Raw genomic sequence first — 24,961 nt, 5'->3', positions numbered from 1 at the left:
ACCCGCACGAGCGTCAGGCGAACGCCTCCACCGGCGGACACGAGCAGACCAGATTGCGATCGCCGTAGGCGCCGTCGATGCGGCGTACCGGCGGCCACACCTTGGGCCGGAATTCTTTGCCCAGCGGATAGGCGGCCCGCTCCCGGGTGTACGGGTGGTCCCAGTCGCTGACCACGAGGCATTCGGCCGTGTGCGGTGCGCCGCGCAACGGGTTGTCGTCGACGGTCCACTCCCCCGCGCCCACCCGGTCGATCTCGCCACGGATGGCGATCATGGCGTCGCAGAACGCGTCGACTTCGGTCAGGGTCTCGCTCTCGGTGGGTTCCACCATCAGCGTGCCGGCCACCGGGAAACTCATGGTGGGCGCGTGAAAACCGTAGTCCGCCAAGCGCTTCGCCACATCGTCGACCGTGACGCCGGTGGACTTGGTGATGCCACGCAGGTCCAGGATGCACTCGTGGGCGACCATGCCGTTCTCGCCGGTGTAGAGCACCGGGAAGTACTCGTCGAGGCGCCGGGCGATGTAGTTGGCCGACGCGATCGCGGTCAGCGATGCCGCGCGCAGGCCCTCGGCGCCCATCATCCTGATGTAGGCCCAGCTGATCGGCAGGATCGAGGCCGACCCGTAGGGCGCCGCGGACACCGGATGCCCCTGGGGCAGTTCGGGGGCGTGCGGGTGTCCCGGCAGGAACGGCGCCAGATGCGAGCGCACCGCCACCGGCCCGACTCCGGGTCCGCCGCCGCCGTGCGGGATGCAGAACGTCTTGTGCAGATTCAGGTGGCTGACGTCGCCGCCGAACTTCCCCGGCCGCGCCAGACCGACCAGCGCGTTGAGATTGGCGCCGTCGACGTACACCTGGCCGCCGGCGTCGTGCACGGCCGCACAGATCTCGGCGATGTCGTGTTCGTACACGCCGTGCGTGGACGGATAGGTGATCATCAGAGTCGACAGCCGGTCGCGGTGCTCGCCGACCTTGGCGCGCAGGTCGTCGAGATCCACGTCACCGTTGGTGTGGCAGGCAACCACGACCACCCGCATCCCGGCCAGCGCCGCCGACGCCGCGTTGGTGCCGTGCGCGCTGGACGGGATCAGGCAGATGTCGCGGTGCGGTTCCCCGCGGCTGGCGTGGTAGTCGTGAATGGCCAGCAGGCCGGCGTACTCGCCCTGCGACCCGGCGTTGGGTTGCAGCGAGACGGCGTCGTAGCCGGTGATCTGCACCAGCCAGGTCTCCAGGTCTGCGATCAGTCGCCGAAGTCCGGGGGTGTCCGACGCCGGCGCGAACGGGTGCTGGCGGGCGAACTCCGGCCAGGTGATCGGTTCCATCTCGGCGGCCGCGTTCAGCTTCATGGTGCACGAACCCAGCGGAATCATGCTGCGGTCCAAGGCAATATCTTTATCGGCCAGCGTGCGCAGGTAGCGCATCATCGCGGTCTCGGTGCGGTACTGGGTGAACGCGGGATGGGTGAGGAACTCCGAGGTGCGGGTGATGATGCCGGCACCGCCACCCGCCTGCCCGGTGGCGTGCAGTCCGAAGGCCTCGAGTACCGCGGCGACATGCTCGTCGGTGGTGACCTCGTCGCAGGCCACCGACACGTGGTCGTCGTCGACCCGCCAGAGGTTGATGCCGTGCGCCTTGGCCGCGGCGATCACCTCGGCGGCGCGTCCGGGCACCAGGGCCAGCACGGTGTCGAAGTACGTGTCGTGCACCAACGCATCGCCGAGGGCGGCGGCGATCGTCTCGGCGTGACCGTGCACCCGGCGCGCGATCGCGGTCAGCCCCTCGGCGCCGTGGTAGCTGGCGTACATCGCGGCCATCACGGCCAGCAGCACCTGCGCGGTACATATGTTGCTGGTCGCCTTGTCGCGGCGGATGTGCTGCTCACGCGTCTGCAGCGCCAGCCGGTAGGCCGGCGTCCGGTCGACGTCCAGCGACACTCCCACCAGCCGGCCCGGCAGCTGACGCGCGTGGTTGGCATGCACCGAAAGGTAGCCGGCGTGCGGCCCGCCGAATCCCATTGGCACACCGAATCTTTGGGTGGTGCCGAAGGCGACGTCGGCGCCGATCTCACCGGGCGGCGTGATCAGCGTCATGGCGAGCAGATCGGCGCCGAGGGCAACCAGCGCGCCCCGGTCATGCGCCTGCTCCACCAGACCCGTCCAGTCGGTGACCCGGCCACTCGCCCCGGGCAGCTGGGCGATGACGCCGAAGAAGTCGCCGTCCGGCAGCCCGTCCCGCAGGTCGGCGGTGACGATCTCGATGCCCAGCGGCTTGGCCCGGGTGGCCAAGATGGCCGCGGTCTGGGCGAAGACGTCGGCGTCCACCGCCAGGCGGTTGGCCTTCCCGCGCGCCGCGCGGTGCATCAGCGTCATGGCTTCGGCCGCCGCGGTGCCCTCGTCGAGCATCGAGGCGTTGGCGACCTCGAGGCCGGTCAGGTCGGCGACCATCGTCTGGAAATTCAGCAGCGCCTCGAGCCGGCCCTGGCTGATCTCGGGCTGGTACGGCGTGTAGGCCGTGTACCAGGCCGGGTTCTCCATGATGTTGCGCAGCAACACCGGCGGCGTGAGGGTGTCATAGTAGCCCTGCCCGATCATGGACACGGCCACCGTGTTGGCCTGGGCCAACGCCCGCAGTTCGGCTAGCGACTCGGTCTCAGTCGCGGGCGGCGGCAGCCGGTCGAGACCGGGTGCGGCGCCACCGGCGGTCAGCCGGTCCAGGATGCCGGCCGGAAGCGCCTTGGCGGCCAGCTCGTCGAGCGAGTCGACGCCGATGACGGCGAGCATGGCAGCGACGGCCTGGCCGTCCGGGCCGATGTGCCGAGCCGCGAAAGTGGATTGATCGGGCACTGGAACTCCTGAGTATCGGGCGAAGACATATCGAGGCAGAGGACGAACGGCCCTCTCCCTCTGTCTTCACCCGTTCGCCGGGCGCCTGAGAGATTCGGTGCCCGATGCTGCCTGAGCGCCTTTCCCCATCGGCGGGCGCAGACCACGGGGTCCTCGCCGCTTTCCAGAGGCATCATGATTTCGCGCGGTCCGGGTGCCTGAGAGGTTGACGGAGAGGTGTTGCTCCTTCGGCGTCCGTGGCTGGCAGCCACGGAACTCTCCCGCTCGAATGCGATGCGCAGCCCAGTTTACTCGGACCGCGGCAGGCGCGGCGCGGTGTGCGGTGGGCGCGCCGCTCAGCCGATCTTGCGGTCGCGGTGCTTGCGCCGGGACGCCAGCTCGTCCTCGGGCTCGGCGATCGACTCGCCGCCGTCGGCCCGCTCGCCGGGGAAGTCCGCGATGACGCCGGTCAGCTCGCGCATGGCGCCCGACACGGCGATGCCGAAGACGCCCTGCCCGCCCTGCAGCAGGTCGACGACCTCTTCGGCCGACGTGCACTCGTAAACGGTGGTGCCGTCGGAGAACAGGGTGATGTTGGCCAGGTCCTGGACACCGCGCTGACGCAGGTGATCGACCGCGACGCGGATGTTGTGCAACGAGATCCCGGTGTCCAGCAACCGCTTGACGATCTTGAGTACCAGGATGTCCTTGAACGAGTAGAGCCGCTGGCTGCCGGAGCCGGCCGCGCTGCGGATCGACGGGACCACCAGCGAGGTGCGTGCCCAGTAGTCCAGCTGCCGGTACGTGATGCCGGCGATCTGGCAGGCGCTCGGACCGCGGTAGCCGACCAGCTCGTCGGGCACGGAGTCGTCCGGGAAAAGCCCGGGCTGCACGGGTGCGCTGGCTACGGTGACGGGACGGTCACCGGCCGCCGGGCTACCGCTGTCGGCTAGGTTGAGCTGCTCTTGGCGTGGCTGCTCGCTCACGGTGGTTCCTCTCCGCGATCGCGCTCTCGTCGTTAGCTGCGTCTGTGGCTGCACTGCATAGCAGCCACGTTTGCTCAGGCCCGAGTGCTAGTAGAGCTTACGCTTTCTGATAGCCGCCGCGCCTGTAGTGGCGATCAAAGTATGGCCGCCGCGGGGCCAAGTGGGCGAGCTATCCGACAGCGTGTCGACATCACGGTGTGGTTTGAGATGGATCCGTGATGTCGCCATCCAGGCTAAACCAGCCGCCCCGCCGTTCCCAAGTGCTGGTGGTAGCGGGTTTCGCTAGGTGGCCTTGAAATCGTCCGGAGACACGCTGTCGAGAAATTCTTTGAACTTCTCCACCTCGTCCTCCCGGACGGCGGTGCCACCTTCCTCGTCGCTCTCGTCGGGAATCAGCAGGCCGGCCTGGGCCAGCACGCCTTCCTCGACGTAGATCGGAACGCCGACGCGCAACGCGATCGCCACCGAGTCCGAGGGCCGGGCCGACACGGTGATGTTGCGGTCGAACACCAGGTCAGCGTAGAAAGTGCCCTCTTGCAGATCGACGATCCGCACCTCTTTCAGCGAATGCCCAAGCGCGGCAATGACATCCCTGATCAGATCGTGCGTCAACGGGCGCGGGGGCTCAACGCCTTGTTGCTCGAGGGCGATGGCGGCGGCCTCCGACTGGCCGATCCAGATCGGAAGGTAGCGGTCACCGTTGGTTTCGCGCAGTAACAGCACCGGCTGGTTCTGCGGCTGCTCTACGCGAATGCCGACAACACGAACTTCACCCATTTGTGTCTGCCCTCCGCATTAGTGGCGCCGGTTGAATTGGTACTCGCCAGTGGACGGCGAGGTCAAAAATCCGCCCTGCTGCCGAAAACCAAGCTGTCGACCGAAGTCTAGTCCTCAGCGATCCAGAACGTCGCGAACGGCGGATTTGATCAACGACGTGTGCAACGTGATCGCGAGCGCGGCGACTTCGCGCGCCAAATCGTCTGCGCGATCGCGGGCACCGGCCTTGCCGGCTTTGACTACCGGCCCGGCGATTTGGGCGATCAGGTCCGACTGGCGATCTGCGGCCGAGCGGAAAGCGCGCAGATGCCGCGGCTCGACGCCGTAATCCGACAGCGCCCGCGCGCACTGCAGGATGACGACGGCGTGCTCGTCGAAAAAACCGGCGGGCCCGGTGGTGATGACCCCCGCCTTGAGGAGCGCGATCAGCAGGTCGTCCCCCACGCCCGCGCGGTTGAGCAGTTCCTCGCGGCTCAGCCGGACGTGGGTGGGGGCCACCGCCGAGGTGTCGGAGCCCGCGTCCGACCCGGCGGCTTCCCCGGTGCCGGCCACGGACACCAGGCGCGGGACGGAATACGGACCCTTGACGGGCGGCAACTCACCGTCGGGCTGGGCGTCCAGTTGCGCCCTGATGACCTTCAGCGGCAGGTAGTGATCACGTTGCGCGGTAAGGATGAACCGCAACCGCGCGCAGTCATAGGCGGTGAACCTTCGATAGCCCGACGCGGCGCGCTGCGGCGTCACCAGCCCTTCGGCCTCCAAGAAGCGGATCTTGGAGATGGTGACATCGGGGAAGTCCGGCCTCAGCAGTTCCAGGACCGCCCCAATCGACATCCCGGCCAGTGCCGAGCTATCGGGTGCGCTCACTAGCCTGAAGATCCTCCATCCTCACCCTGCTTGGGTCCGGTCAGAAACACCAAGCGGAACTTGCCGATCTGCACTTCGTCACCGTTGGCAAGCACCGCGGAGTCCACGGGCTCACGATTGACGTAAGTGCCGTTGAGACTACCAACGTCGACCACGCTGAATTCGTTGTTTTCCAACCTGAATTCGGCGTGCCGGCGGCTGACGGTCACGTCGTCGAGGAAAATGTCGCTGTCGGGGTGCCTGCCGGCGGACGTGGTGGGCTGGTCCAGCAAAAACCGCGAGCCCGCATTCGGTCCACGCTTGACGACCAGCAACGCCGAGCCGGCGGGGAGTCCTTCGACTCCGGAAACCGCGCTCTCGGTTCCCGCCTGTGCGGGAGCGTCCAGCTCGTTGAGGAAGTCGGCACGGAAGACCGAAGTCGTTTCTACCGTGACTTCATCCGAATTCTGGTCGTTGTCCATGTCCGTCACGCGCTGCTCCTCACTGGCTGCTGTGGCGTTGTCTGTCCGGGCCGCTCGGCCGGCTTGTGCACCAGGTTTGTGTGCCCGATATGCCGTTTACTGCCGTTTCGTACGTTCAAGAGTCTTTCACGTGTCTTTCAGCGATCTTCGAGAGACTTCAAAGGTCGATGTGTCGACGGTACCGCGCACCGGCTTGCAATGCGCCCACCACCTGACGATCCCAAACTTCGATTTCCCCGCACCCTGGCTGCACCGCGCGCTGGCCGCGCGGGGCTGCAGGGACATTAGCAATCGTCATTCGGTGAGCGTTCCGCGGTAGGCCTCCGCGTCGAGCAGCGAAGAAATGGCCGACTCCAATTCGCCGGCGTCGGATACCCGCACATCCAGCAACCAACCGCCGCCGTACGGGTCGGAATTCACCAGTTGCGGACTGTCGTCCAGATCGCTGTTGACCGCGGTGACTTTGCCCGACACCGGGGCGTAGAGGTCCGACACCGATTTCGTCGATTCGACCTCACCGAAGGATTCGCCCGCGGTCAGTTCGGTGCCCACGTCGGGCAGCTGAACGAAAACGACATCGCCCAACGCCGACTGCGCAAAATCGGTGATGCCCACGCGCACGGTGTCATCCCCACTTCGCCGAACCCATTCGTGTTCGGCGGTGTAGCGCAGATCGGGCGGGATATCGCTCACGAGTGATCCTGTTCTATTCGGGTGGTGCTCACTTGACGGGCTGAGCGTATTGGTGCGGTTTTGGTTGCCGCAAGGTGGTGACGTCCACTCGGTCGGCCTGTTGAACGGACATCCGGGCACCGACGCGCTTGACGGCGTCCTGGGCGCCGCCGGGAATGTTCATGGCCGCGGCCAGCGTGGGCGGATCGCCAATCGCCAGAATCGAATACGACGGCGACAGGGTTTTGGAGTCGATGGTCAGCGACCCAGGCATACCCACCACCCAGGTGTCGACACCTACCCGCACCGATTGGTGTGCGTCGTTGACTTCGATCGCCTCGGCGCCGGCGGCGCGCAACTCGTTGATCACGTCGAGCATCGCCTCGGGCGACACCCCGGGTCCGGGGTCCTCGATGGTGATGGTGACGCCGGGCCCGGTGGCGCCGACCGCCCCGACCAGAATGGACAGCGCCGCCAGCCTGGACTGCGCGGATTGGATGGCGGCCTGGTCGTTGTTCCCGGACGCCTGCAATGAATTCAGCGTGTTCTGTAGGTCGTTCACCTCGGTGTTGAGCGTGCCTTCGCGCTGTCGCAACGAATCCAGCAGCACCAAAAGGTCTGCGGGCCGGGCCGTCTCCAGCGAGTCACCCGATTCGGTCTGGCGAACCTGGGTGACGATCGCCAGGCCCAGCAGCAGGCACAGCATGGCGGCCAGCGTCCCGAACGCCATCCGGGACCGGCCGCCGCGCATCATGCCGAACAGCCCGGTGCGGTGCAGCGGGCCGATTTCCGGACGCGGGCTCTTCGCGGCCAGTTCGTGACGGCCGTGCGGTGCGCCCTGTTCCGGCGTCGCACCGGCCCCGGGGCGGCCGGGCCCGGTTGGCCCGTCACCACTTTGGCCGTCGGCGGCGCGGCCGCCGCCGTTGCGATCTCCCGGATCCTGGCTCACATTGACCTCACGTGGCTCATGGCGCCGCTCCTCCTCATCGCTTCGCTCTGCATCGTCGCCGGCGCGCGTCACGCCCCGAACAGCCTGCGGCGCAGGGCGGCGGCATTGCCGAAGATGCGGATGCCCAGCACGACGATGATGGCCGTGGACAACTGCGTACCCACGCCCAACTGGTCGCCGACGTAGACGATCAGGGCGGCCACGAAGACGTTGAACACGAACGAGACAACGAAGACCTTCGGATCGAAAATCCGCTCCAGGTATGCGCGTAACCCGCCGAACACCGCGTCCAGCGCCGCGACCACCGCAATCGGTAGATAGGGCTGGACGACTTCGGGCACCGCGGGGTGAAAAACCAGGCCGAGCACAATGCCGATCGCCAGGGCTGCGATACCGATCATGCGTGGTTTCCCGTCCGCGTCTCACACAGGGGAACCTGTCTGGTCAGGACTCTTCTCACTGTGGCCCAATCTGCTTGGCAAACTTGACATCCCGCGTCGATCCGGCAGGAAGCGTTAGTCCGTCGGCGACGTCCACCGTAACCACGACACCGTAGGAGATCTGCAGCAGCCTCAGCCGCTGCATGCCCGGGCTGTTGTCGAAGACATCGCGCATCGCGCGCGGCGGCCCGATCGCCAGCACCGTGTACGGACTGCTGGTCGGGTTGTTGTCGACCAGGATCGCGCCACCCGCCTGCCGGATGGTGACGTTCGGCCCGATCCGCACACCGCCGACGGAAATCGCCTCGGCACCGCTCGCCCACAACGAATTGACCAGCAGCTGCAGATCGCGGTCCAGGATGATCTGCCGGCTGCCGTTGACCCGCTGCTTCGACACGTCGGAAAGGTTCGGGCCGGCACCGGGATCGGTCACCGTCACCTTCAGACCGGGCCCGATGATCGCCGTGCTGGCCGCCGGCAGGCTGAGCGCGTCAAGGCGTTTCAGCAGCCGCTGCCCCTCGGCGTCCTCGGCCAGGGCGTGACGCTGCACGTCGTCGACCCGCGTCGCCAGCTCGCTGCGGCGCTGGTTCAGCTTTGCCGCGGAGCCCTCCGTCGACCGCACATTGCCCAGCAGCAGCTCCTGCTCGGACCGCACCCCGGGCGCCACCGAGCGGGCCTGGGCGACCGCGGCGGCGAAGACCGTCGCGATCAGCAGCGCCGCCACCGCCTGCCAGAGCCAACCGAACACGCGCCGGCGTCCGCTGTCCGGCGCGTCGGCGGCGCCGCGCTTGGAAGCCGCCGCGGCGTAGCCGGGGTCGAGGTGCTCGGACAGCAGCGCACGCAACAGCGACGGCACCGGGATGAGTTCGGGCCGCGACGCCACATGCGCGCCGCGACCGGCGTTGGGGTCATAGCCGCCCAGCAGGCGGTCCACGTCAGCCATGGTCAGCCACCTTCGCCGCGGCCGACGGCCGAAAAGCGCGGTCGACCTTGGGCATGCGTCGCAGCACGAGAATCATCTGCACCGCATACTGCACGAACGCCCAGAGGTAGGCATACATGCCCCAGATCAGGAAGGCCCAACCACAGGCGCCGATCACGCGGCTCCACAACGTGTCCCAGGTGCCCAGCAGCACCAGCGGAAAGCCGGACATCAGCGCGAACGTCGCGGCCTTGCCGATGTAGGTCACCGGCAGCGCCGACAGCCCGCGGCCCCACAGCAGCGGCAGCGTCGCCGCCAACAGTCCGTCGCGCGCGAGCAGGACGATGACGAACCACCACGGCACGATTCCGCTGAACGCCAGCACGATGGGCACCGCCACCATGTAGAGGCGGTCGACCGCGGGGTCGAGCAGCACACCGAGCCGGGAGGACTGATTCAGTAGCCGGGCGATCTTGCCGTCGGCCCAGTCCGAGGCGCCGCTGAACATCAGGATCGCGACGGCCCACCCGTTGGCGTGCGCGACCAGCAGGGCGTAGACGAACACCGGGATCAGCGCCAGGCGCACCGCGCTGAGCACGTTGGGCACCGTCAGCACCCGGTTGGGTGGAAGCACCGGCTCCATGAGCCGTGACATTAGCCGAACGGCGGGTGCGCGGCTGGCCGCGCACTGCGGGTCAGCGGAAGACCCCGGGCAGGCTCAGGGTGGACAGCGTGTCGTCGGACAGCGGGTTGTCGTTGACCATGTACGTCCACGTCGACGTCGGCCGCGCCAGCTTGGACAGGTCCAGTCCGGGCTCCTCTTCGAGCACGTTCGCGGTTTCGAACGTCTGCTGGGCGGCCTCGATCGCGTCGGCGGCCAGCGACGCGAACGCGTCGACCGCCAACCGGTGAAATTCGTCCAGCGGGTTCTGCCGACCCAGCGCCCGCAGGTGGATGCTCTCGCGGATGTCGGCCAGATACGCCAGATGGTCGGCCCAGCCCCGGTCGAGGTGATACAGCATGATCTGCCGGCAGATCGTCTCCAGGCGCTCTTCGGAGATTCCTTCGGTCTCGGCCAGCTCCTCGTAGCGCTTGGGCGCCAGCTCGGCGAGCTCCTCACGCGCGGTTGCGTTGCGCAGCAACGTATTACGCCGATCGACGATGATGGCCCGCTGCTGGGCGATCAACTGGTTGTAGCGCCAGGTGTTCGCGTGCACGTCCAGCATGCGGCCCTCGGCCACGCGCTGGGCGTGGTCGAGCAGGCCCGCCGCTTTCGGGCTGACGATCTTGCCGTCCTCGTCGGTCTGGGTCGGCAACTTGTTGTGGTCGAGGTTGGCGGCGACGACGTCGTCCTCCCAACTGGAGAAGAAGACGGACGATCCCGGGTCGCCCTGACGGCCGGCGCGGCCGCGCAGCTGGTTGTCCAGGCGCTGGGTGTGGTGCCGCCCGGTTCCGACGACGTGCAGGCCGCCCAGCTCGGCGACGCGGTCGTGGTCGGCTTCGTCGGAACCGCCGAGGCGGATGTCGGTGCCGCGCCCGGCCATCTGCGTCGAGACGGTGACCACGCCGAACTTGCCGGCCTCGGCGATCACCTGGGCTTCCTCGGCGTCGTTTTTCGCGTTCAGCACCACCGCGGGCACGCCGCGGCGCAGCAACCGCTCGTGCAGCTCCTCGGATTCGGCCACGTCGCGGGTACCCACCAGCACCGGCTGCCCGGTCTCGTTCACCTCGGCGATGTGCGCGACGATCGCGTCGTTTTTGGCCGCCGCGGTGATGTAGACCCGGTCGGACTCGTCTTCGCGAATGTTGGGCTCATTCGGTGGAATCGGTGACACACCGAGCTTGTAGAACTGGCGCAGCTGCTCGCCGGCGGCCAGGGCGGTGCCGGTCATGCCGCACACCGTCGCGTAGCGGTTGATCAACGCCTGCACGGTGATGGTGTCCAGCACCTCACCGGTTTCGGTGGTCTCGATGCCCTCCTTCGCCTCCACGGCGGCCTGCAGGCCGTCGGGCCAGCGCTGCAGTTGCGCGATGCGCCCGCGCGCGGCGTTGATCAGGTGCACCGCGTCGTCGCGGACGATGTAGTGCACGTCGCGCTGCAGCAGCACGTGCGCGTGCAGCGCGACGTTGATCTCGGTCAGGGTGGTGACGACGTGTTCCTCGGAGTACAGGTCGATGCCGCCGAGCGCCTTCTCGACCTTGCGGGCACCGACCTCGGTCAGGTGCACGTTGCGGCTGTCGGCGTCGGTGTCGTAGTCGGTGCCGGCCTCCAGCTGGCCCGCCAGCTTGATGATCTCCAGCCGCGGCGTCTCGCGGTGCGTGGTCCCGGCCAGCACCAGCGGCACCAGCGCCTCGTCGACCAGCACCGAGTCGGCCTCGTCGATCAGGGCCACGTCGGGGTTGGGCGAGACCAGGTCGGCGACGTCGGTCACCAGCTGATCGCGCAGCACGTCGAAGCCGATCTCGTTGACCGAGGCGTAGGTGACGTCGCAGCCGTAGGCGGCCCGGCGTTCCTCGCTGGTGGACTCGGCGGTGATCCAGCCGACCGTCAGGCCCATGGCCTCGATGACGGGGCCCATCCATTCCGCATCGCGACGGGCCAGGTAGTCGTTGATGGTCACGACGTGCACGTGCCGCCCGGCCAGGGCGTACCCGGCCGCGGCGATCGCGCCCGCGAGCGTCTTGCCCTCACCGGTGGCCATCTCGATGACGTCGCCGGCCAGCATGCGCAGCGCGCCCAGCAGCTGCACATCAAACGGCCGCAGCCCGCTGGCCCGCTCGCCCGCCTCGCGCGCGATGGCGAGGAACTGCGGGATGTCCTCGGAATCCGCGAGGTCCTCGAGGTTGAGCAGCCCGGCCGCCTTGCATAGCTGCTCGTCGGTCAGCTTGGACGCCTCGTCGTCGTACTCCGACGAGTCGGTGACTTGGGTGAGCGAGCGGCTGCGGTCCTTCTCGGTGCTGGCGCCGAGCAGCTTCCAAAAGCGGCTGCTCAGCCGGCCGGGTTGAGCGCGGGTCGTCTTAGGCACAGGTCAACGGTACGCGGTGACTTTCCGGGCGGGCTCAAGCCAGTCGGCGACAGTGCAGGCCGCGCGCGACTCAGGCGAGGTTCGAGCGGCGTGGATACGCGACGTCGGGGTCGGTGAGCACATTGACGACGGCGGGCAGCCCGCTGGCGAAGGCGCGTTCCAGCGCGGGCCGCAGTTCGCCGGGTGCGGCGACCAGTTCGCCGTGGCCGCCCAGGGCGCGCGCCACCTCGTCGTAGCGCGTCCCCGGACGCAACTCGGCCACCACCGAATAGCCGTAGAGCGCTTTCATCGGGTGGTGTTCGAGCCCCCAGATGCCGTTGTTGCCGATCACGGACACGACGGGCACGTTGTGCCGGACCAGGGTGTCCCATTCCATGCCGCTGAAGCCGAACGCGCCGTCGCCCTGCAGCAGCACCACCTGACGGTCGGGGTGGGCCAGCTTGGCGGCCAGCGCGTAGCCGGGGCCCGATCCCAGGCAGCCGAAGGGGCCGCTGTCCAGCCAGCACCCCGGTCGGTAGCTGTCGATCACCCGCCCGGCGTACGACCCGAAATCGCCGGCGTCGATGACGATGATCGCGTCGCGATCCAGCATGGGTGCCAGCTCCGCGTACACCCGCATCGGGTGCAGCGGGATGCGGTCATCGGCCAGCTCGGCCTCCTCCTTGGCGCGCGCCGCGATCTCGGCGGTTCGCAGTTCGCCGATCCAGTCCCGGTGGTCGATCCCCGTGGCGGGGGCGAGGCCCGCGAGGATCGTCAACAGGTCGCCGTAGAGCTCGGCCTGCACCGGCCGCGGATGGCGGCGTTCGGGCTCGACCCGGTCCGCCACGATGAGCTGGGTCTGCGCCCCGAACACCGCGCCGAAGCCGAGCCGGAAATCCATCGGCACGCCGACGATCAGCGCAACGTCGGACTCCCCCAACGCTTTTCCGCGAACCCGGGAGAACGCCAACGGATGATCGGCGGGAACGGCGCCGCGGGCCATCCCGTTCATCAGCACCGGGATCTGGAGTTCCTCGGCAAGGCGCAGCAGGGCCGCTTCCCCGCGCCCCCACCACACGTTGGTGCCCGCCATGATCACCGGCCGCTGCGCCGCGGACAGCAGCGCGGCGGCGCGCTCCAGCGCCTGGCCATCGGGTGCCGGGCCCGGCGGCAGGTCGACGAGGGCGCCCGGCCGGCCGTCGTCGTCGGACATGGAGAACGCGTGGTCCATCGGGAAGTCGACGAACCCCACGCCCGACGGCGCACCGACGGCCGCGCGCAGCGCGTCGTCGACGAGCCGGCCGGCATCGTCGGCCGACCGTGCGGTGGCGGCGAAGCGGGCCAGCGGCGCCACGAACGGCACGTGGTCGATCTCCTGCAGCGAGCCCATACCCCAGCGCTGCGCCGGCGCCCGTCCGCCCAGCACCACCAGCGGCGACTGGTTCTGCTGCGCCGCCGCCATCGCGCTCATCCCGTTGGTGATGCCCGGCCCCGCCGTCAGCGCGGCCACGCCCGGCGACCGCGTCACCTTCGACCACCCCTCGGCGGCGAAGGTCGCCGTCTGCTCGTGACGGGTGTCGATCAGCCGAATGCCCTCGTCGCGGCATCCGTCGTAGATGGAGAACAGGTGGCCGCCGGACAGCGTGAAGACGGTGTCGACGCCGCTGGCCCGCAGGCGCCGCGCGATAAGCCGGCCGGCGTGCAATGTTTGTGCGGGGACGGCGTCGGTAGTCATGACCGCAGCCTAACCAGATCCGTCGGGTACTTTCGCCGAAGGATTTGAAGTCCGACCACCGCCTCGTTAAGGAGGGACCGACCGTGGGCCCGAAGCCGTTCACGCCATCGATCGACTGGTCGACGGCAACCATGGATTCGTTGCGGTGGCTCGCCATCGCGTGGGTGATCGGCGCCGTTTGCCTCCTGGTTGTGCTGGTTGCCTTGCGCTACCTCACGCCCTGGGGCCGGCAGTTCTGGCGGATCACCCGGGGATACTTCGTCGGCTCGGCGAGCATCAAGGTCTGGCTGATGCTCGGCGTGCTGCTGTTGTCGGTGGTCCTGTCCGTGCGCCTCAACGTGTTACTCAGCTATCAGTCCAACGACTTGAGCACGGCGGTGCAGATAGCGGTGCAAGGCATGGCCGCGGACAATGACAAGATCAAACAATCTGGAATTCATGGCTTTTGGGTGTCGATCGCAATCTTCATCCTGCTCGCGACGATATTCGTTATCCGAGTCATGGCGGACATCTACCTGACCCAGCGCTTCATCATCGCCTGGCGGGTCTGGCTGACCGGCAACCTGACCGACGACTGGCTTGCCGGCAGGGCGTATTACCGGGACCTGTTCATCGACAACACCATCGACAACCCCGACCAGCGCATCCAGCAGGACATCGACATCTTCACCGCCAACGCCGGTGGCACCCCGAACGCCCCGACCAACGGTACGACCAACACGTTGCTCTTCGGGGCCGTCAACGCGATGGCCTCGGTGATCTCGTTCGCCGCGATCCTGTGGAATCTGTCCGGCGACCTGACCGTTGCCGGCGTCAACCTGCCGCGTGCCATGTTCTGGGTGGTGTTGGTCTACGTGCTGGTGGCCACGGTGGTCGCGTTCTGGTTGGGACGGCCCTTGATCTGGCTCAGCTTCAACAATGAAAAGCTCAATGCGGCATTCCGTTACGCGCTGGTCCGCTTGCGCGATGCGGCCGAGGCGGTGGGCTTCTACCGCGGTGAGCGGGTGGAGCGCCGACAGCTGTGGCGCCGCTTCGATCCGATCATCGGCAACTACCGCAAGTTCGTTCGCCGGACCATCATCTTCAACGGATGGAACTGGTCGATGAGCCAGGCGATCGTTCCGCTGCCCTGGGTCATCCAGGCGCCCCGGCTGTTCGCCGGCCGGATCCACTTCGGTGACGTCACCCAGACCGCGGTGGCCTTCGGCCAGATCGAGGAGTCGCTGTCCTTCTTCCGTAACAACTACGACGCGTTCGCTTCGTTTCGCGCGGCGATCATCCGGTTGCACGGGCTGGTGGATGCCAACAGCAAGGGCCGCGCGCTGCCGGCAATTCTCGTCAAGCCCAGCGAGGAGTCGGCGGTCGAACTCCGCGGCATCGAGGTGCGCACACCGGAGGGCGATCAGCTGGTCGACTCGCTGGACATCCAGCTCGACCACGGCGACACGCTGGTGATCACCGGCCGGTCCGGGGCAGGCAAGACGACGCTGCTGCGTAGCCTGGCCGAACTGTGGCCGTACGCCTCGGGGACCCTGTGCCGACCGGACGGCGACAACGCCACGATGTTCCTGTCGCAGCTGCCGTATGTGCCGCTCGGCAACCTGCGCACCGTGGTGTGCTACCCAAGTTCGCCGGACGACGTCTCCGATGAGCAGCTGCACGGCGTGCTCACCAAAGTGGCGCTGGCGCCGCTGATCAACCGGCTGGACGAAGACCACGATTGGGCCAAGGTGCTGTCGCCGGGCGAGCAGCAGCGCGTCGCCTTCGCGCGCATCCTGCTGACCAAGCCGAAGGCGGTCTTCCTCGACGAGGCCACCTCCGCGCTGGACGAAGGCCTGGAATTCGCGCTGTATCAGTTGGTTCGGGCCGAGCTGCCGGAGTGCGTCATGGTCAGCGTGAGCCACCGGCCCACCGTCGAGCAGCACCACGAGCAGCAGCTGCACCTGCTCGGCGGCGGCCCCTGGCAACTGGGCCCGGTCGAGAAGGAACCCGCGCAGGTATAGCGGCTACGCTCCCCCGGCCCGCTTGGCCGCGTGCGCTCCGGCGCGGCGGCCGAAGAACGACCCCTCGCCCAGCTGCGTTCCGCTCGCGTAGCCCTTGCCGTCCTGGGCGAGGTTGGAAGCGCACGCGCCCGCGGCGTACAAACCGGGCACCACGCTGCCGTCGGCCCGCTGCACCTCGCCGTCGACCGTCACCGCCAGGCCACCGATGGTGAATCCCGAGTACATCGCCCGTCCCAGCGACAGGTCGAACACCGCCCAGGGGCCATTGTCTTGGGGCGCAAGGAATTCCGGCTGCTTGTGGAAATCGGGATCCTCGCCCGCCGCGGCGTGCTTGTTGTAGCGATCCAGCGTGGCCGCGAGATTCCCCGTCGGAATGCCAAGCGCCTCTTCCATTTCCGCGATCGTCTCGTAGCCGTCGAGGAACCGGATCAGCGGCATGGCCGGCATCTCGGTGTGCGCCTCGTCGACGATCAGGTACGCCGTCTGCTCGGGCTGCTCCAACACGAAAGCCGAAGTGCGCGAGTGGTAGGAGTCCTCGGTGACGAACCGCTGGCCATCCTTGTTGACGATCACACCGGTCAGCAAAACCTCGGGCGGATAGGCCGCGGCGGTGATGAACAGCTCGTCCATGTTCTTGGTCGCGCCGCCCGCCGACACACCCATCCGGATGCCCAGTCCGTCGTCGTTGGGGTTGCCCAGGATGTAGGGCGCCACCATGCCGTGATGTTTGGTGCGTCGCTCCTGGCCCAGCGCGGGCGTGTGCTCGGCGACCATCTCCGGGTTCATCGCGAATCCACCCGCCGCGATGATGACGGACTTGGCCTTGATGGCACCGGTGTCGGTGAAGTGCTTCCACGCGACGCCGACCACGGCGCCGTCGTCGCCGGTCACCAGGTTGGTGACCCCGGTCTCGTAGCGGATCTGCACGCCCAGGGCGTCGGCGCGCTTGAGCAGCAGGTCGACGACCATGCTGGCGCCGCCCAATTCGCCGGGCACCGGCACCGAATGCCCACGCGGTGCCGGCTTGGCCTTCTCGCAGAAGGGCCAGACCTTCTCGTTGCCGGTGTAGCTCAGCCCCTCGGTGCCCGGCGGGACGACGACCTTGCCCGGGTAATAGCTGCGCTCGAACTGAAAACCCAAGTCTTCCAGCCAATTGAAATGCTCGACGCTGCCGTCGCAATAGGCGCGGATCTTGTCGAGTTCGGGTTCACGCGACACCTCGACCAAATACTTGTACATCTCCTCGACGGAATCGTCTTGACCGGTTGCCTGCTGCACCGCCGTGCCACCACCGAGGTAAAAGTGGCCCCCGGCAAGCGAAGTGGTGCCGCCGGCCGCGGCCGCACGTTCGAGCACCAGCACCCGAGCGCCGGCCGCCGCCGCCGCCACCGCGGCGCAGCCGCCGGCGATGCCGAACCCGATCACCACGACGTCGACGTCGTCCGACCACGTGGTCACGCCGTCCGCACTGACTGTTGCCGGTATCTCCGTGCCCATTGGCGCCACTCCTCCTCATCGCCGCGTTCCGTGTCGTCGCCGACGCGGCTCACCGCTGCTCCTGTTTGATGTAGTCGTAAAACGCCCTCATTTCGGGCGAAACGTACGCAAGCTCCACATACGGCACGCCCGCCTGCGGCGCTGATAGGTAGACGAATTGAATGCCGCCGGGCATCACGCCTCGCTGCACGACCGCGGCGCCCCGCTCGGCGGCCCCGGTCACCGCTGCATCCAGTCGCTCGGGGCTTTCGACCTCCATGCAGATGTGGTGCAAACCCGGCCCGCATTCGGACAAAAAGTCACTATAGATGTTCTCGCCGCGGACCGGTTGGATCAGTTCCAATTGCATGTCGCCGAGGTAGCTCAACGAGATGCTGGCAAAGAAGTCGGCGGATCGGCCATGGTAGCTGCACGCGTCCGGAGCAAAGTGCACATCGGGTATGCGCACCCACTTCCGCACACCTAACAGGCCGGTGAGGGCCGTTTCGGTGGCATCAAGGTCGGCGGTGACCCAGGCGATCTGCGTCGGTGATTGAACGGGAAGCGTCATCGCCTCGCACAATAGTCCAGTCCCGTGGCCTCCAGAAAGGGCCCGAATAACTTTGCCATGACGAGCACTCCCGGCAGGCGAATCGCCGGGTGAACACGTTCTAATTCGGGTCGTGCACGCGGCCGCCGCGAGCCATCAGTGCTGGCTCAGGACGTCCACCAGCAGCCGCAGCTGGGCTTCGAAGACGGTTTCCGGGTCGGTCAGCGTGTCGGCGCCGTACTGCCCGAACACCTCGAGGCTGATCGCACCCAACACTCCCGCCCACAGCAAAAAGCACTTGGCGACCACCTGGTCATCGCCGGGGAACCCGAACTCGTGACGAATCCGTTCGAAGTCGGATGACATCGGTTGCGGGGCAAGATCATTCGTCAGCCGAATATCGCCAGTGGCGATTCCGGCCGCCACCGCGTCGAACAACGCCGCGACCACCCGGGTCCCCACTGCGACCGTGCGTTCGGGTGGCGCGTGATATCCGGGCACGGGACTGCCGTACAGCAGGGCCCAGCACGCCGGGTGTGCGACGGCCCAGCCCCGGGTCGCCCGCGCGATGGCGACGACGTCGTCGCTCCACACGTCGCCGACCTTCTCGCGTGCGCGATCCACGGCGTCGGCCAGGTCGGAATAGGCGTCGACCAGCAGCAGGGTGAGTAGTTCGTCGCGGCTGGACACGTAGCGGTACACCGCCGAGGACACCATGCCCAGGTCGCGAGCGATCGCCCGCACCGACAGCCCGGCCGCGCCGCGCTCCGCCAGCTGGCGGTGACCGAGTTCGATGATGCGTGCCTCGATCTGCTCCCGCGATTCCTGGCGTTTGCCCACGCGGCCAGTCTGACACAACCGAGAACACTGCTCTTGCTTTCCGTGACGGGTTGTGGCAGCGTGTTCGAATCAGAGAGCACCGCTCTCAAAAGTTTGACCAGGATTCGCTGAGAGGCCGCACCATGTCCACCCGCTATGAAGAACCGAATCGGGCCGCCCGCGCCGCCAACGGGGTCATCCGCTGGCTTGCCGAGGCGGGAATCAGCATCGCCGGGACCCGGGCGCTGCACGTCCGCGGCCGCAAATCCGGGAAGCAACGCGCGGTGGTGATCAACCTGCTGACCGTCGACGGCGTGGACTACCTGGTCTCGCCGCGCGGCAATACCCAGTGGGCACGCAATGTCCGGGCGGCGTCCGTCGTCGAGGTGGGTCCCCGCTGGCACCGGCGACGCCTACGGGCCGACGAGGTCGACGACGCGGCCAAGCCCGAGCTGCTGCGGCGCTACCTGGCCAGGTGGTATTGGCAGGTCAAGGGCTATGTCGCCGGGCTGACCCCGGACAGCACCGACGAACAGTTCCGCGCCGCCGCGCCCTCGATTCCGGTGTTCGCGCTGACCCCGGCGGGCTGACGACCCCCTAGTGCGCGTTGTCGCGCACTCCGAGGTCCTCGCGGACCTCCTCCGACGTAGCCCCCCACGACACCGCGGCCGGGAAGTCACCCCACACGCTGTTGAAGATCCCGACGATCTGTCCGGGGCCGCCACTGGGCGCCAGATACACCGGTCCGCCCGAATCGCCGTTATGGCTCTGCACGCCGTGCGACATGGTGAACCAACCGTTGTTCACGCTCTCCACCGTCCCGCAGGTTTCCCCGGTGATCACGCCGAAATGGCAGACCGGCTGCCCGGGCGCAAGCGTCAGGCCGGGATCCGAGACCAATGGCCGGCCGCCCGGCAGGATGTTGTTCGCCATGACGCTGTTGTCCAGCACGATCGCTTCGTAGTCGTTGATCACCTGGCTCGTGGACACTGTCGTCCCGCTGGGGGTGTTGTCCCGAAACGCCGCCATCCGGCCGATGACGGCGCCGCCCCGGTCCGTCACCACACCGCTGCCCCCGCCCCGGCAGTGCCCCGCGGTGAACGCGATTTTCAGGCCGGGATCGACGTATCCCAGCGTGCAAACCCGGTTGTCCTGGCGAATTTCCATGCCCGGATACACCACGACGTCGGCTTTGGCCGGCGCGGCCGGCACAAACCAGGTGAGGGCCACGACCGTAACCGACGCGGCGAACGTGCGCGTTGCCAGACGATGCACCATGAACTCCGATCCATCGGGCCGATACCGGCGGGAGGGCGAGGTTACGGCGTAACCATTCCTCCACGCTCAGCTTTTCGCGCCGGCCTGCGCAAATGTTACAGGGAGGTCACGGCCGGGGTGCCGGCCTCGGCGGGACGGGCCGCTCGCGGTAACCAGCCGGGCGGGCCGAACACGTAACCCAACCGATCGCGCAGGCGCGTCGCCGATCGCCAGTCGCGGGCGATCGCGACGTATTCGCGGGTCTGCAACGTCCAGATGTTGAACGTGTCCACGCGCTTCGTGAGGCCGTAATGCGGCCGGAACAGCTCGGCCTGGAAGGTCCCGAAGAGCCGGTCCCAGACGATGAAGATGCCGCCGTAGTTCTTGTCGAGGTAGACCTGGTCCATCCCGTGGTGCACCCGGTGATGCGACGGCGTGTTGAACAGGAACTCGAACGGCCGCGGCAGCTTGCCGATCCGCTCGGTGTGAATCCAGAACTGGTAGATCAGGTTCACCGAGAAGCTGAAGAACACCATCCACGGTGGAATTCCCAACAGCGGCAACGGGATCCACATCAGAATCTCGCCGCTGTTGTTCCACTTCTGGCGCAGCGCCGTGGCGAAGTTGTAGTACTCGCTGGAGTGATGGGCCTGATGGGTCGCCCAGATCAATCGCACCCGGTGCGCGACCCGGTGATAGGCGTAATAGAGCAGGTCCACCCCGAGAATCGCGACGACCCAGGTGTACCAATGCGTCGGCGACAGGTGCCAGGGCGCCACGTAGGCATAGATCGCGGCATAGCCGAGCAGAGCCAGGGTCTTCCAACCGGCCGTGGTGGCCACCGACACCAGTCCCATCGAGATGCTCGCCACCGAATCGCGGGTCAGGTGCGCCCCCGATGCCGGCCGCGCCGTGTCGGCGGCCTCGGCTGTGAGGTGTTCCAGCTTCCGGGCCGCAGTCCATTCGAGGGTCAACAGCAGCAGGAAGAACGGGATGGCGACCAGCACCGGATCCCGCATCTGCGGAGGCAGGGCCGACAGGAAGCCTGACAGGGCACTCACACAGGTAAGACTACGACGACCGCGGCGGTGTCCGTCCCGCCCTCAGCGACGATCGTCGGACTGCGCTTCGTCTCCGGCATACCACTGCACCGCGCGGACGCCGGGCAGCAGCGACAGTTCGGCCACCAGCCGCTCCAGCCGGGCCGGGGCGTCGCCGTTCATCAGGAGGTGGGCGGTCAGGGTGACCTCGTCGCCGTCCGGGTTGCCGGTATGGATCCCGCGAAGCGTGATGTCGTTGCTGCCGGCGTGCTGGACGATCTGGGCCCGCGCGTACTTCTCGTGCTTCGGACGGCAGACCACCTGCACGAGGTAAGGCACCAGGCTCTCGTCTTCTTCGGCACTGTCGTCACGGTCGATCAGCCGGCCCAGCGGGCGCCCCAACAGGTGGATGCCGATGACGGTGCCGGTGCCGATCAGCGCGAACACCAGGTGCCCGGAAGCGGCCAGCACGCCGATCGCCGCCGAGCACCACAGGGTGGCAGCGGTGTTGAGGCCCCGGACGTTGACGCCCTCCCGCAGGATCACGCCACCACCGAGGAACCCGATCCCGGACACGACATAGGAAGCGACCCGGGTGGCGCTGGTGTCGGAGGTGGCCGCCGCGTAGAGCACGAACAGCGTCGCGCCGCCGGCCACGAGTGCGTTGGTGCGTAGGCCGGCCCGCCGCGCCCGCCATTGCCGTTCCAGGCCGATGAGGGCGCCGCAGCCCACGCCGACGCCCAGCCGGAGCACGAAATCGAGAGCGCTCAGCGTCTCCAACGATTCACTCCTTCCCGGTTGCAAGACGGCGAAGGGAACTAAACCAAATCCGGGTTAACGGCAAGTGTTAACGGCGAGTGGAGCCCGACCGAATCGCTGACATCAGGGAGTATCCCCCGCGCCGGGCGGGTCTGCGGCTAACCGGCCTTGGGCGTCAGGTGGTGGGGGCAGTAGGCGCTCGATGCGAGGGCCGCGAATGTGGCCGCAGCGTCCAGCGTCATCCCGGGATTTTGCTCCTTGATGTCGCTGACGACCTGCAAACCCGTCTCGCCCCGGCCCATCAGCCCACACACCGCTTTGGCGGACGCGATGACTTGACCGGGGCTGCTGTAGGTGATGCCGGAATTGCTGAGATTGGCCAGGAACGCCGCATCGTCGCCCTCCGGCTCGGCGTGCGCGAGCGCCGCGAAACCGATCGCGGCGACAGCGCCGAGCAGCGCAAGCAGGACTCTCACACCGTCCCCGCCTTTCCGAGCCGGGCGTCGGGCAAGGTCACCGTGGGCTTGTCTGCGCTGGACACGTGCACCGCGTGGATGCCGGGCTTTTTCGACAATTGGTCGAGCAGAGCGTCGAGTCCGGCCTTGTCGACGTTCCAGTGCTGCACCGCGTCCGGCTGCTTTTGCAGCTTCGCGATGACGTCGTCGAGTTTGACCGGCTCGGTGGTCTTCGTCGCACCGCCGGCCCGGGCCCGGACACCCCTCCCGCTCACCACCTGCGGTGTGACGGCGCCGAGCGCGCCTCCGGTCAGGCTTCCCAGCGCCATGTGACCGAGCAGGCTTCCTGGGATCCCGGCCGTGGGGACCGCGGCCAGACTGGCGGTCGCTGGGAGGCTGCTGGCCAACCTGATCGCCGGGGTCGCCGACGCCCAGGCCGGCGGCACCGACAATTTGCCCACCACGTTCGCCTCGCCGACGCCCGCCGATACCGCGCCGGTCAGGCCCGCCCCCGGCGAACGCAAACCGAGCCCGGCACCCAGCGCGGACTTCGGAATTTCCAGGCCCTCGACTGGGACCTTGTAGAACATCTTGAACTCGGTCATGGCCAGGTTGATCGGGCTCATGCTGTCGTTGGCGACCGTGCTGAACCGGCCGATGTCGGCGAGGATCCCGAAAGTGTTCTGCCAGGTCGCCCCGGCCAACGGGGAACCCGTGAGCGTGTTGAGCACCTGGTCCCAGAACTCCATGTAACCGCGGGACGCGTTGCCGAGCGCCTCGAGCAGCTGGCTGATGATGCCGGACGGTGGGGACGCGGCCTCGGCGGCCGCACCGGTACCGCTTGCCAGAGCGCCGGCCTGGCCCACCGCGGCCGACTGGGCGGCGATTCCCGTCGCATTGGTGGTTTGGGGCGGCTCGTCGAACGGGGCCAGCCGCGTGGCGGCGGCAGACGCGCTGGCGTAGCCGAACATCGCGGAGGCGTCCTGCGCCCACATTTCGCCGTATTCGGCCTCGGTGGCGGCGATCGCGGTGGTGTTCTGCCCGAAAACGTTGGTGGCCAACAGCATCGCCAGCCGCGTGCGATTGGCCGCGATCTCGGTCGGCGGCACCACCGCCGCGAAGGCGCTCTCATAGGCGTCCGCGGCGGCGGTGGCTTGGATGGCCGCGGTCTTGGCCTGCGCCGAGGTCGTCGACATCCATGCCACGTAGGGTGCTGCCGCGGCGGCCATGGCTACCGCCGACGGCCCGGCCCACGCCTCGTTGGCCAGGCCCTCGACTATGGAGCTGTAGGACGACGCCGCGGACTGTAGTTCGGCGGCCAACGCGTCCCACGCGGTGGCGGCCGTCAACATCGGTCCCGCCCCCGGACCCATGTACATCTGGCCAGAGGTGATTTCGGGTGGCAGGAGCGCGAAGTTCATCGCCGCGCCCTCCCCGCCCCGGCGGACATCGCGCGGATCGGCGACGTGTGCGGCTGTGCAGTGTGAGCTGTCATGTCGAAGGCCCGCTCAATCCGCCGGCACCACGATGATCGTGGCGGTGGTGGCAACGCCATCGGCCGCCGTTGCGGCGATGCCGGTAGTGCCATTGCTGACGGTGCGCACACCGGCGCCCGCCAGGGCGCGTCCGGCCACACTCGCCATCGCCATCTCGCCGAACATGGCCGCTTGCGACGTCGCGGGAATCGCCGGCAGGGCCCCCAGACTCGCGCCCGGCAGTACCGAGGCGACCGTCTTCATCACGGGGGCGGCAGCGGCCCAGCCTTGCGGGACGGACAGCGATCCGACCATGGTCGCGCGGCCCATCGACCCCGCCACGCCTCCCATCTCCGGTGTCACCGCGGAGACGTAGCCGCCTCGCAGCGGCGCCAGCGGCGACAACCCTCCCGCGATGGCTTTCCCGCCGCCGAGCAGTTCGGCGACGCCCGGTGCATTCTGCGCCAGGCCCAGGGCCTGCAGGGACAGCAGCCACCAGCCGCCGGGCAGGATGATCGCCCCGATGGGGCTGTAAGCGCCGGTGACGGCGGCGAAGAATGGCCTGAGCGCGGCGGTGATGGGGTAGATGGCTTCGATGATCGATGCCGCCGGCGTCGCCGCCGCAGCCGAAGGGGTCGTCGCGAGGCCTTGCAGCATCGTGGGCAGCACGTTGATCAGCGCCGGCAGCTCGGAAGCGACGTCCGAAGCGGCACTTTGAGCCACCGCTGCGGATTGCCTTGCCGCCCCGGACGGATCGGTGGTCTGCGGCGGCTCGGTGAAGGGCGCCAGCTGCGTGGCCGCTGCCGAGGAGGCGGCGTAGGCATACATCGCGGCGGCATCCTGGGCCCACATTTCGGCATACTCTGCTTCGGTCGCCGCGATGGCCGCGGTGTTCTGGCCAAGGATGTTCGTGGCGATCAGCGTCATCAACAGGCTGCGGTTGGCGGCGATCATCGGCGGGGGCACGGTCGCCGCGAACGCCGTCTCGTAGGCCGCGGCAGCGAATCTGGCCTGCATCGCCGCCTGCTCCGCCTGTGCAGCGGACGCGGTCGCCCACGCCACGTACGGCGCGACCGCGGCGCTCATCGACATCGCTGCCGGTCCTAACCACGAGCCGAAGGTCATGCCCGAGATCGTCGAACTGTAAGCCGCCGCATAGGAATGCAGTTCGGCTCCCAGCGCGTCCCATGCCGCCGCGGCGGCCAGCAAGGGCCCCGATCCGGCGCCCACGTACATCCGTCCCGAATTGACCTCTGGTGGCAGCGCCCCAAAGTCCACCCCTTGGCCTCCCGTCCTGCTCTGACGCCAGGGTATGGGCGAATACGCGACCAGCCGGCAAACAAGCTCCGGCTCAAATGGAATTCATGAGATCCGCAGGTGGAACATATCTATGTTTCATGTGTTTACGGGGCTGCGCCTCAGCGTCCCGTCGTTCTCAGCACGGCATCGACGGCGGCATAGGCGCACCGTGCCACGGCGAACTCCCTGG

The 24,961-nt window shown here is 67.8% G+C and carries 23 protein-coding genes and 2 riboswitches; of the genes, 2 read left to right on the top strand and 21 right to left on the bottom strand.

Annotated features, from left to right (window positions below):
* Positions 1 to 13 precede the first annotated feature (13 nt).
* The 12 genes from gcvP to A5732_RS01780 form a co-directional block, all read right to left on the bottom strand.
* Positions 14 to 2,845 (bottom strand): aminomethyl-transferring glycine dehydrogenase, encoded by a 2,832-nt coding sequence (gcvP, locus tag A5732_RS01835; protein ID WP_076100284.1) that lies wholly within the window; start codon positions 2,843 to 2,845, stop codon positions 14 to 16.
* Positions 2,846 to 2,895: 50 nt separating this feature from the next.
* Positions 2,896 to 3,020, bottom strand: a riboswitch (glycine riboswitch).
* Positions 3,021 to 3,118: riboswitch (glycine riboswitch) on the bottom strand.
* A gap of 62 nt (positions 3,119 to 3,180) precedes the next feature.
* The gene (locus A5732_RS01830) at positions 3,181 to 3,810 is read right to left on the bottom strand and encodes a MerR family transcriptional regulator (protein ID WP_064950368.1); all 630 of its coding nucleotides are present in this window, start codon (positions 3,808 to 3,810) and stop codon (positions 3,181 to 3,183) included.
* A gap of 282 nt (positions 3,811 to 4,092) precedes the next feature.
* Entirely contained in the window at positions 4,093 to 4,587 is a 495-nt protein-coding gene (locus tag A5732_RS01825; RefSeq protein WP_007771374.1) for a bifunctional nuclease family protein, read from the bottom strand.
* A gap of 114 nt (positions 4,588 to 4,701) precedes the next feature.
* Entirely contained in the window at positions 4,702 to 5,454 is a 753-nt protein-coding gene (ftsR, locus tag A5732_RS01820) for a transcriptional regulator FtsR (protein ID WP_076050591.1), read from the bottom strand.
* A complete protein-coding gene (garA, locus tag A5732_RS01815) occupies positions 5,454 to 5,915 on the bottom strand; it encodes a glycogen accumulation regulator GarA (RefSeq protein WP_007771376.1) in 462 nt (153 codons plus the stop codon). The genes ftsR and garA overlap by 1 nt, the downstream gene beginning before the upstream one ends.
* 294 nt (positions 5,916 to 6,209) lie before the next feature.
* Positions 6,210 to 6,608 carry a glycine cleavage system protein GcvH gene (gcvH, locus tag A5732_RS01810; protein ID WP_076100282.1) on the bottom strand — a complete coding sequence of 133 codons (399 nt, stop codon included), beginning with the start codon at positions 6,606 to 6,608 and terminating at the stop codon, positions 6,210 to 6,212.
* A 28-nt stretch (positions 6,609 to 6,636) separates the two neighbouring features.
* On the bottom strand, positions 6,637 to 7,401 hold the full coding sequence (locus tag A5732_RS01805; RefSeq protein WP_065126395.1) for a DUF881 domain-containing protein: 765 nt from the start codon (positions 7,399 to 7,401) through the stop codon (positions 6,637 to 6,639).
* Positions 7,402 to 7,604: 203 nt separating this feature from the next.
* Positions 7,605 to 7,937 (bottom strand): small basic family protein, encoded by a 333-nt coding sequence (locus A5732_RS01800; protein WP_064950365.1) that lies wholly within the window; start codon positions 7,935 to 7,937, stop codon positions 7,605 to 7,607.
* Between the two features lie 55 nt (positions 7,938 to 7,992).
* Positions 7,993 to 8,919, bottom strand: a complete 927-nt coding sequence (locus tag A5732_RS01795; RefSeq protein ID WP_076050589.1) for a DUF881 domain-containing protein — start codon at positions 8,917 to 8,919, stop codon at positions 7,993 to 7,995.
* Positions 8,912 to 9,541, bottom strand: coding sequence for a CDP-alcohol phosphatidyltransferase family protein (locus A5732_RS01790; RefSeq protein ID WP_076100279.1), 630 nt, complete (start codon positions 9,539 to 9,541; stop codon positions 8,912 to 8,914). The genes A5732_RS01795 and A5732_RS01790 overlap by 8 nt, the downstream gene beginning before the upstream one ends.
* A gap of 52 nt (positions 9,542 to 9,593) precedes the next feature.
* Positions 9,594 to 11,924 carry an accessory Sec system translocase SecA2 gene (secA2, locus tag A5732_RS01785; protein WP_076100277.1) on the bottom strand — a complete coding sequence of 777 codons (2,331 nt, stop codon included), beginning with the start codon at positions 11,922 to 11,924 and terminating at the stop codon, positions 9,594 to 9,596.
* A 70-nt stretch (positions 11,925 to 11,994) separates the two neighbouring features.
* Complete coding sequence (locus A5732_RS01780) at positions 11,995 to 13,638, bottom strand: acetolactate synthase (protein ID WP_076100275.1); 1,644 nt, start codon at positions 13,636 to 13,638, stop codon at positions 11,995 to 11,997.
* 83 nt (positions 13,639 to 13,721) lie between these two features.
* Between A5732_RS01780 and A5732_RS01775 the strand changes: the two genes are divergently transcribed.
* Entirely contained in the window at positions 13,722 to 15,641 is a 1,920-nt protein-coding gene (locus tag A5732_RS01775) for an ABC transporter ATP-binding protein/permease (RefSeq protein ID WP_076100273.1), read from the top strand.
* 3 nt (positions 15,642 to 15,644) lie between these two features.
* Here the strand turns inward: A5732_RS01775 and A5732_RS01770 are convergent, their stop codons facing one another.
* From A5732_RS01770 to A5732_RS01760, 3 genes are all read right to left on the bottom strand, one after another.
* Positions 15,645 to 17,138 (bottom strand): FAD-binding protein, encoded by a 1,494-nt coding sequence (locus A5732_RS01770; RefSeq protein WP_076100272.1) that lies wholly within the window; start codon positions 17,136 to 17,138, stop codon positions 15,645 to 15,647.
* A gap of 49 nt (positions 17,139 to 17,187) precedes the next feature.
* Positions 17,188 to 17,688, bottom strand: coding sequence for a VOC family protein (locus A5732_RS01765; protein WP_076100270.1), 501 nt, complete (start codon positions 17,686 to 17,688; stop codon positions 17,188 to 17,190).
* Between the two features lie 135 nt (positions 17,689 to 17,823).
* Positions 17,824 to 18,507 carry a TetR/AcrR family transcriptional regulator gene (locus tag A5732_RS01760; RefSeq protein ID WP_216351559.1) on the bottom strand — a complete coding sequence of 228 codons (684 nt, stop codon included), beginning with the start codon at positions 18,505 to 18,507 and terminating at the stop codon, positions 17,824 to 17,826.
* Positions 18,508 to 18,629: 122 nt separating this feature from the next.
* Between A5732_RS01760 and A5732_RS01755 the strand changes: the two genes are divergently transcribed.
* Complete coding sequence (locus A5732_RS01755; protein ID WP_064953290.1) at positions 18,630 to 19,076, top strand: nitroreductase family deazaflavin-dependent oxidoreductase; 447 nt, start codon at positions 18,630 to 18,632, stop codon at positions 19,074 to 19,076.
* 7 nt (positions 19,077 to 19,083) lie between these two features.
* Here A5732_RS01755 and A5732_RS01750 read toward each other — a convergent pair whose 3' ends face one another.
* The 6 genes from A5732_RS01750 to A5732_RS01725 all read right to left on the bottom strand — a co-directional run bounded on the left by A5732_RS01750 (position 19,084) and on the right by A5732_RS01725 (position 24,750).
* On the bottom strand, positions 19,084 to 19,764 hold the full coding sequence (locus A5732_RS01750; protein ID WP_076050580.1) for an Rv1815 family serine proteinase: 681 nt from the start codon (positions 19,762 to 19,764) through the stop codon (positions 19,084 to 19,086).
* A 95-nt stretch (positions 19,765 to 19,859) separates the two neighbouring features.
* Entirely contained in the window at positions 19,860 to 20,804 is a 945-nt protein-coding gene (locus tag A5732_RS01745; RefSeq protein WP_076050579.1) for a sterol desaturase family protein, read from the bottom strand.
* A 42-nt stretch (positions 20,805 to 20,846) separates the two neighbouring features.
* On the bottom strand, positions 20,847 to 21,563 hold the full coding sequence (locus A5732_RS01740) for an MgtC/SapB family protein (protein ID WP_064953293.1): 717 nt from the start codon (positions 21,561 to 21,563) through the stop codon (positions 20,847 to 20,849).
* A gap of 137 nt (positions 21,564 to 21,700) precedes the next feature.
* Complete coding sequence (locus A5732_RS01735) at positions 21,701 to 22,018, bottom strand: DUF732 domain-containing protein (protein WP_076100266.1); 318 nt, start codon at positions 22,016 to 22,018, stop codon at positions 21,701 to 21,703.
* A complete protein-coding gene (locus tag A5732_RS01730; RefSeq protein ID WP_076100264.1) occupies positions 22,015 to 23,418 on the bottom strand; it encodes a PPE family protein in 1,404 nt (467 codons plus the stop codon). The genes A5732_RS01735 and A5732_RS01730 overlap by 4 nt, the downstream gene beginning before the upstream one ends.
* An 87-nt stretch (positions 23,419 to 23,505) precedes the next feature.
* A complete protein-coding gene (locus A5732_RS01725) occupies positions 23,506 to 24,750 on the bottom strand; it encodes a PPE family protein (RefSeq protein WP_075233757.1) in 1,245 nt (414 codons plus the stop codon).
* Positions 24,751 to 24,961 lie beyond the last annotated feature (211 nt).

The organism is Mycobacterium colombiense (assembly GCF_001953985.1).
In the GTDB taxonomy this organism is placed as follows: Bacteria; Actinomycetota; Actinomycetes; order Mycobacteriales; family Mycobacteriaceae; genus Mycobacterium; species Mycobacterium colombiense_B.
The sequence above is the reverse complement of the archived record's forward strand: the minus strand, read 5'-3'. Positions and strand labels throughout refer to the sequence as shown.

What these genes read in the sequence shown, in the direction of transcription:
- A5732_RS01755 (WP_064953290.1), top strand. Translation starts at nt 18,630, where the DNA reads ATGTCCACCCGCTATGAAGAACCGAATCGGGCCGCCCGCGCCGCCAAC.
- garA (WP_007771376.1), bottom strand. Translation starts at nt 5,915, where the DNA reads ATGGACAACGACCAGAATTCGGATGAAGTCACGGTAGAAACGACTTCG.
- A5732_RS01770 (WP_076100272.1), bottom strand. Translation starts at nt 17,138, where the DNA reads ATGGGCACGGAGATACCGGCAACAGTCAGTGCGGACGGCGTGACCACG.
- A5732_RS01765 (WP_076100270.1), bottom strand. Translation starts at nt 17,688, where the DNA reads ATGACGCTTCCCGTTCAATCACCGACGCAGATCGCCTGGGTCACCGCC.
- A5732_RS01730 (WP_076100264.1), bottom strand. Translation starts at nt 23,418, where the DNA reads ATGAACTTCGCGCTCCTGCCACCCGAAATCACCTCTGGCCAGATGTAC.
- A5732_RS01800 (WP_064950365.1), bottom strand. Translation starts at nt 7,937, where the DNA reads ATGATCGGTATCGCAGCCCTGGCGATCGGCATTGTGCTCGGCCTGGTT.
- A5732_RS01825 (WP_007771374.1), bottom strand. Translation starts at nt 4,587, where the DNA reads ATGGGTGAAGTTCGTGTTGTCGGCATTCGCGTAGAGCAGCCGCAGAAC.
- A5732_RS01750 (WP_076050580.1), bottom strand. Translation starts at nt 19,764, where the DNA reads ATGGTGCATCGTCTGGCAACGCGCACGTTCGCCGCGTCGGTTACGGTC.
- A5732_RS01795 (WP_076050589.1), bottom strand. Translation starts at nt 8,919, where the DNA reads ATGGCTGACGTGGACCGCCTGCTGGGCGGCTATGACCCCAACGCCGGT.
- A5732_RS01780 (WP_076100275.1), bottom strand. Translation starts at nt 13,638, where the DNA reads ATGACTACCGACGCCGTCCCCGCACAAACATTGCACGCCGGCCGGCTT.
- A5732_RS01790 (WP_076100279.1), bottom strand. Translation starts at nt 9,541, where the DNA reads ATGGAGCCGGTGCTTCCACCCAACCGGGTGCTGACGGTGCCCAACGTG.